Origin of the sequence: Microbacterium sp. (assembly GCF_035554235.1) — a bacterium.
Taxonomy (GTDB): domain Bacteria; phylum Actinomycetota; class Actinomycetes; order Actinomycetales; family Microbacteriaceae; genus Microbacterium.
The window spans coordinates 1-6,341 of the sequence record NZ_DATMIO010000159.1 but is presented as its reverse complement, the minus strand read 5'-3'; the positions used below and the strand labels follow the sequence as shown (position 1 = coordinate 6,341).

General features: G+C 71.2%; 3 protein-coding genes and 1 pseudogene. 3 read left to right on the top strand and 1 reads right to left on the bottom strand.

What is annotated here, in order from left to right:
• Positions 1–115 (top strand): LamB/YcsF family protein (locus tag VNT50_RS08230; RefSeq protein WP_325484628.1); only part of this gene is annotated, 115 nt, incomplete at its 5' end.
• 70 nt (positions 116–185) lie between these two features.
• The gene (locus VNT50_RS08225; RefSeq protein ID WP_325484627.1) at positions 186–1,847 is read left to right on the top strand and encodes a 5-oxoprolinase subunit B/C family protein; all 1,662 of its coding nucleotides are present in this window, start codon (positions 186–188) and stop codon (positions 1,845–1,847) included.
• A gap of 15 nt (positions 1,848–1,862) precedes the next feature.
• Here the strand turns inward: VNT50_RS08225 and VNT50_RS08220 are convergent, their stop codons facing one another.
• Positions 1,863–4,487, bottom strand: a complete 2,625-nt coding sequence (locus VNT50_RS08220) for an ATP-binding protein (protein WP_325484626.1) — start codon at positions 4,485–4,487, stop codon at positions 1,863–1,865.
• A 354-nt stretch (positions 4,488–4,841) separates the two neighbouring features.
• On the opposite strand from VNT50_RS08220, the pseudogene VNT50_RS08215 reads away from it, so the two are divergent.
• Positions 4,842–6,341, top strand: a pseudogene (locus tag VNT50_RS08215) (DNA-directed RNA polymerase subunit beta); the annotation flags it as partial.

Sequence of the window (6,341 nt, the reverse complement as noted above, 5' to 3'; positions counted from 1 at the left end):
AGCGGATGCCGCGTCGCTCTGCGTGCACGGCGACACCCCGGCGGCCGTCGCGATGGCCCGTGCGGTGCGCGCCGCGCTGGATGCCGAGCACGTGCCGGTCCGCGCCCCCTGGTGAGGCGCCCGGTGAGCCGCGCCCCCTGGTGAGGGCTGTCGAGCCGCGCCGCGTGCGGCGGTACCGTGGAGCCGTGTCCGATGCGACCTGGCCGCGGGTGCTGCCGATGGGTGAGCGCGCCCTCCTCGCCGAGGTCGCGACGCTCGGCGACGTGCTCGCGCTGCGCGCCGCGCTCGCGGCATCCGCCCCCGACGGCGTCGTCGACATCGTGCCCGCCGCGCGTACCGTCCTCGTGCAGGTCGACCCGCGGGTGCTGCCTCTCGCCGCCGCGCGAGCGTGGATCGCGCGCATCGCACGGGGGCGGACGGATGCCGGCGGCACGGTCGCCGCCGCGGCGCCCGTCGTGCTCGACATGGCGTACGACGGTCCCGATCTGGCCGATGCCGCAGCCGCTCTCGGGGTGAGCGCCGAGGCGCTCGCGGCGCGACACGAAGCGGCGGCGTGGACCGTGGCGTTCGCGGGATTCGCCCCCGGATTCGCCTACCTCACAAGCGACGAGTGGCCGTTCGACGTGCCGCGCCTGGACTCGCCCCGCACGCGTGTTCCCGCGGGTTCGGTCGGGCTCGCGGGGGAGTTCACCGGCGCCTACCCGCGCGAGACGCCGGGCGGCTGGCGCCTGATCGGCACCACCGCGGCGCCGCTCTTCGATCCGGCGGCCGCGTCCCCCGCCCTGCTCGAACCCGGCGCCGCGGTGCGCTTCCGGCGGGTGGCGCGCGTCATCCGGGCCGCGCCCGGCGAGGCTCCCGCCGGACCGGACGAGACTCCGACCGCGCCCGCAGGAGTTCCGGCCGGGCCGGACACCGTGACCCCCGCGCGCACCGCCGCCCCCACCCCCGCGCCCGGACTCCGCGTGATCGAGCCCGTGCTGCTCGCCACGATCCAGGACCTCGGCCGCACCGGCCGTGCGTCCCAGGGCATTGCACGATCCGGAGCGCTCGACCGCGGCGCCCTGCGCACCGCCAACCGCCTGGTCGGCAACGCCGAAGGCGCGGCGGGCATCGAGGTGACCCTGGGCGGGTTCCGGGCGGTCACCGGTACCGACACCTGGGTCGCGGTCACCGGAGCATGGGGCGGCATCCGCATCGACGGGCACGCCGTCGATCCGTACGTCGCGCACGCGTGGCCCGCCGGCACCGAGCTGCACATCGACTGGTTCGCCCACGGTGTTCGGGCGTACCTCGCCGTGCGGGGCGGCATCGACGGGCTCGTCGTCGCGGGCTCGCGCGCCACCGACACCCTCTCGAAACTCGGACCCGCGCCGCTTGCCGCGGGCGACGATGTGGGGGTGCGCGCGGATGCCGGGGGCCCGGTTCCCGTGGGAGACCTGGCGCCGTGGGGCGCGCCGCCCGATGACGAGGTCGTCGTGGAACTCGAGCCAGGGCCGCGGGCCGACTGGTTCGCGGCATCCGCTCTTGCGACGCTCTTCGAGACCGCGTGGGTCGTCACCAACGCCGCCGACCGCGTCGGCGTGCGCCTCGAGGGTTCGCCGCTCGAGCGCGCTGTGGCCGGAGAAGTGCCGAGCGAGGGCATGGTGCCCGGTGCCATCCAGGTGCCGCCCTCCGGCCTTCCGACCGTGCTCCTGGCCGACGGCCCGGTGACGGGCGGCTATCCCGTGATCGCGGTCGTCGCGGACGACTCCCTCGACGCCTTCGCGCAGCTCCGCCCCGGCACCCGCATCCGCTTCCGCCACGCGCACCACACTCACGCGCACGCCTCCGCCCACGCCTCCGTGTGAGCGCGAGCCCGTCGTTCACCAGTGTGCGAGCGAGGCCCGTTGCTCGCGATCGAGGTCGGGTACGGCGAGGGCGACGGCTTCGGGGATGCTCAGCTCCGCCCCGGCACGCTCGCCGGCGGCCACGCCCTCGGGGTCGCTTTCCCGCAGCAGGTTCAGGTGCGGGGTGTGCACGGTGAACGCCTCGACGTCGAAGACGCCGATCCGGTGGCGGATGGCGGCCGCCGCAACCGACACCGCCCCCGCCCGCCACGCATCGCCGCGCGCGGCCGCCACGGCGCAGAGCCCCTCGAGGCCGTAGGCCACACCCTCGTCGTAGTGCAGACCGATCGAGAGCATCAGCGTCTGCACGAATTCCTTCTCGGCGGTCTCGATGTCGCCGCCCAGGAAGTTCAGCCTCGCCCGCAGGTTGCCCGCGACCGACGTGGTGAACAGATCGTGCCCCGCCGTGGCCACGGAGGTCGCGCGATCGAAATGCGCGAGCGCGTCGTCGGTGCGGCCGCGCACCCACGCGAGGCGCCCGAGCGAGACCTCCGAGAGCGCCTCCGCCCAGCCGTTCCCCAGCGCGTGGAGCTTGACGGATGCCCGGCGGAGTTCCTTCTCGGCCTTGTCGACGTCGGCGCCCGAGAACTGCACGCGCGCGGTGGCGCGTGCCGCGAGCGCCATCGCCGCCGCCTCCGCGTCGCCGCTCTCCGTGAACAGCCGCACGCACTCGCCGAGACCGGCGACCACCTCGGCGGAGGGGCGCTGCCACATCTCGCCCCACAGCGCGAGGAACCAGGCCACCGCCCTCGTGTGGGGAGTGATCGGTCTCTCCTTGCCGAGCAGCTCGAGCATCCATACCCGCACGCCGCCGAACAGACCGGCGATCCACCAGTAGACGAGCAGCCCCCACGCGAAGTCGCCGGCGTCGTCGAGGCGGTCGGTGTAGATGAGATGGCGGATGGCGGCGCGAAGGTTGGGCAGCTCGAGTCCGAGTTCCGCGACGGATTCCGCCTGACCCGGGCCGGTCAGTCCCGGTGCGAGGCGGGCCACGAGTGCGCGGTAGTAGTCGGCGTGGGCGGCGCGCATGAGGTGGGCCTGCCCGCTCTCCTTGAGGCGCCCCAGGGCGTACTCGCGCACGATCGCGAGGAGCGAGAAGACCGACCGGCCCTCGATCTCGGTCTGCTTCACGAGCGATCCATCGACGAGGGCGGTGAGCCCGTCGAGGCCGTTGCCGTCCCACGAGCGCCCGGCGCCGAGCGCCTCCACGGCTTCCAGCGTGAAGCGGGTCGCGAACACGCCGAGGTCGACGAGCATGTCCCGCTGGATGTCGGGCAGAAGACTCACGCTCCAGTCGATCGTGGCCCGCATCGTCCGGTGGCGATCGGGCAGGTCACGGACGGCGGCGGTCAGCAGCGGGAGGCTCCGCTCGAGGCGCTGAGCGATGCCCTGCGGTGTGAGCAGCCGCACCTTGGCCGCGGCGAGCTCGATCGCGAGGGGAAGGCCCTCCAGCCGCCGGCAGATGGCGGCCACCGCCCCGGCGTTGTCGTCGGTGAGCTCGAAGTCGGGCTTTGCCGCGCGCGCCCGGTCGGCGAACAGCGTGCACGCCGCCGAGCGCCGGGCGCGGTCGAGGGTCGCCGGCGCGTCGGCAGCCGGGAACGGCAGCGCCGGAACCTCGAAGACGCGCTCGCCGCGGATGCGCAGCACGATGCGGCTCGTCACGAGGAATCGCGCGAGCGGTGCCACCGTGTACAGCCGCACGAGCACGGGCGCGACATCCACGATCTGCTCGAAGTTGTCGAGCACCAGCAGCACGCGCCGGCCTTCCAGCGCGCGCGATATCCGCTCTTCGAGTACGGCTTCGCCGTTGTCGCGGATGCCGAGCGCGAAGCCGATCGTCGGCAGCAGCAGGCCGGACTCCAGCACCCCCTCGAGGGCAACGAAGTAGACGCCGTCCGGAAAGAGGTCCGCCGTCGCCATCGCCGCCTCGATCGCCAGCCGGCTCTTGCCGATGCCGCCGGGGCCGATGAGGCTCACGACGCGGTCCTCGCCGCGGGCGAGGAGGTCCCGCACCTCCCCGAGTTCCCGCTCGCGTCCGATGGTGGTCGTATAGAGGGAGGGGATGCGCGCGACGAGGGATGCCGCGGATTCCGCCGCCTCCGTCTCGGGCGCGGTCCGGGAGTCGTCGAACCGCTCGGCGAGGAGGGTCGCGAGGTCATCCGCCACGCGCTGCTCGAGCTCCTCGGCCGTGCGGAACGGAAGGTAGGCGGCGGTGTCGTCCGCGCGGATGCGGTCGATGAGCTCGGTCAAGCGGGGTTCGCGGCCTTCGGACGCCTTGATGTAGATGAGCTTGGGCATCTCCCGCGGCGCGAGGTCGTACTCGTCCTCGAGGCCGGAGATCTTCTCGTCCGGGGCGACCCACCCGTAGCTGTCGGCGTAGATCCCGACGAACACATCGCTCTGGGCGAGGTAGGAGCGGTAGAGCTCCCGCGGTGGGTGCGGGCGTGCCCCGAGCTCGAACATGACGGGGGCCAGGCGCATCCGCTCCACGGCCGCCCGCACCGCCCGCCTCTCCTCTGCCAGTTCGCGCAGGGTCGAACTGACGAACACCCGGATCCGCTGGTCGGGCGTGCGGATCGCGGGGTGTGAGACCCCAGTCATGACCACATACTGGCCCCGAACACCGTGCCTGTGCCAGACCTGCGGCGGTATTTCCGCGGTGTGTCCGGCCGACGCCCGGTGCTGACATTCGGGTCGTGGGCGGCGAAGCACGCGGTTTATACCGCAGGAAGCAAAACTCGTCAAGAACCGGGCTGGACACGGCGCGTCATCCGACATATAGTTGATGTTTGCGCTCCTAGATTCCCCCTGCCCTCATATGGTGGTCGGCTGTGCCTGCGCGCCCCCGTTCGAAAGAGCGGCGAGGTGACGCGCCGGTATCCGGGGAAGACATCGAGCATTCCACCTGACGACAAGGAATCACGAGCCCTGCCCGGGCCCCTGGAGGTTATTCCCTTGGCTGCTGCGCGCAACGCATCCACCACCAACCCCAAGAACGGCCGCGGAGCATCCCGCCTCTCGTTCGCCAAGATCTCCGACACGCTGACGGTCCCCGACCTTCTGGCGCTTCAGACCGAGTCGTTCGACTGGCTGGTCGGCAACGCGGCCTGGAAGGCGCGTGTCGCCGAGGCCAAGAGCGTCGGCCGCACCGACGTCCCCGAGATCAGCGGTCTGGAGGAGATCTTCGAGGAGATCTCGCCGATCGAGGATCTCAGCGAGACGATGCAGCTCTCGTTCACCAACCCGTATCTCGAGCCCGAGAAGTACTCCATCGAGGAGTGCAAGGAGCGCGGCAAGACCTACGCGGCCCCGCTCTACGTCGAGGCCGAGTTCATGAACCACCAGACCGGTGAGATCAAGACCCAGACGGTCTTCATGGGCGACTTCCCGCTGCAGACCGGCAAGGGAACCTTCATCATCAACGGCACCGAGCGCGTCGTCGTGTCGCAGCTCGTCCGTTCCCCCGGCGTGTACTTCGACAAGACGCCCGACAAGACATCCGACAAGGACATCGTCTCGGCGCGCGTCATCCCGAGCCGCGGTGCGTGGCTCGAGTTCGAGATCGACAAGCGCGACCAGGTCGGCGTGCGCATCGACCGCAAGCGCAAGCAGTCGGTCACCGTCTTCCTGAAGGCCCTCGGCCTCACGAGCGAAGAGATCCTCGCCGAGTTCGCCGGCTTCGACTCGATCGAAGAGACCCTCGCGAAGGACACGATCCTCACCAAGGAGGACGCACTCCGCGACATCTACCGCAAGCTCCGTCCGGGTGAGCAGGTCGCCGCCGAGGCCGCCCGTGCGCTGCTGGACAACTTCTACTTCAACCCGAAGCGCTACGACCTGGCCAAGGTCGGTCGCTACAAGATCAACCAGAAGCTCGGGCTCGACGCGCCCCTTTCGGCGTCGGTGCTCACCACCGAAGACATCGTCGCGACGATCAAGTACCTCGTGCGCCTGCACCGCGGCGACACGACCTTCGACGGCATCCGCGCGGGCAAGCCCGCCGAGATCCGCCTCGACATCGACGACATCGACAACTTCGGCAACCGCCGCATCCGCGCGGTCGGCGAGCTCATCCAGAACCAGGTGCGCACCGGCCTCAGCCGCATGGAGCGCGTCGTCCGCGAGCGCATGACGACGCAGGACATCGAGGCGATCACGCCGCAGACCCTGATCAACGTGCGCCCCGTCGTCGCCGCGATCAAGGAGTTCTTCGGAACGTCGCAGCTGTCGCAGTTCATGGACCAGAACAACCCGCTCGCGGGTCTGACCAACAAGCGTCGTCTCTCTGCTCTCGGCCCCGGTGGTCTGAGCCGTGACCGCGCAGGTGTCGAGGTCCGTGACGTCCACCCGTCGCACTACGGCCGCATGTGCCCCATCGAGACCCCGGAAGGCCCGAACATCGGCCTGATCGGATCGCTCGCGTCCTTCGCGCGCATCAACTCGTTCGGATTCATC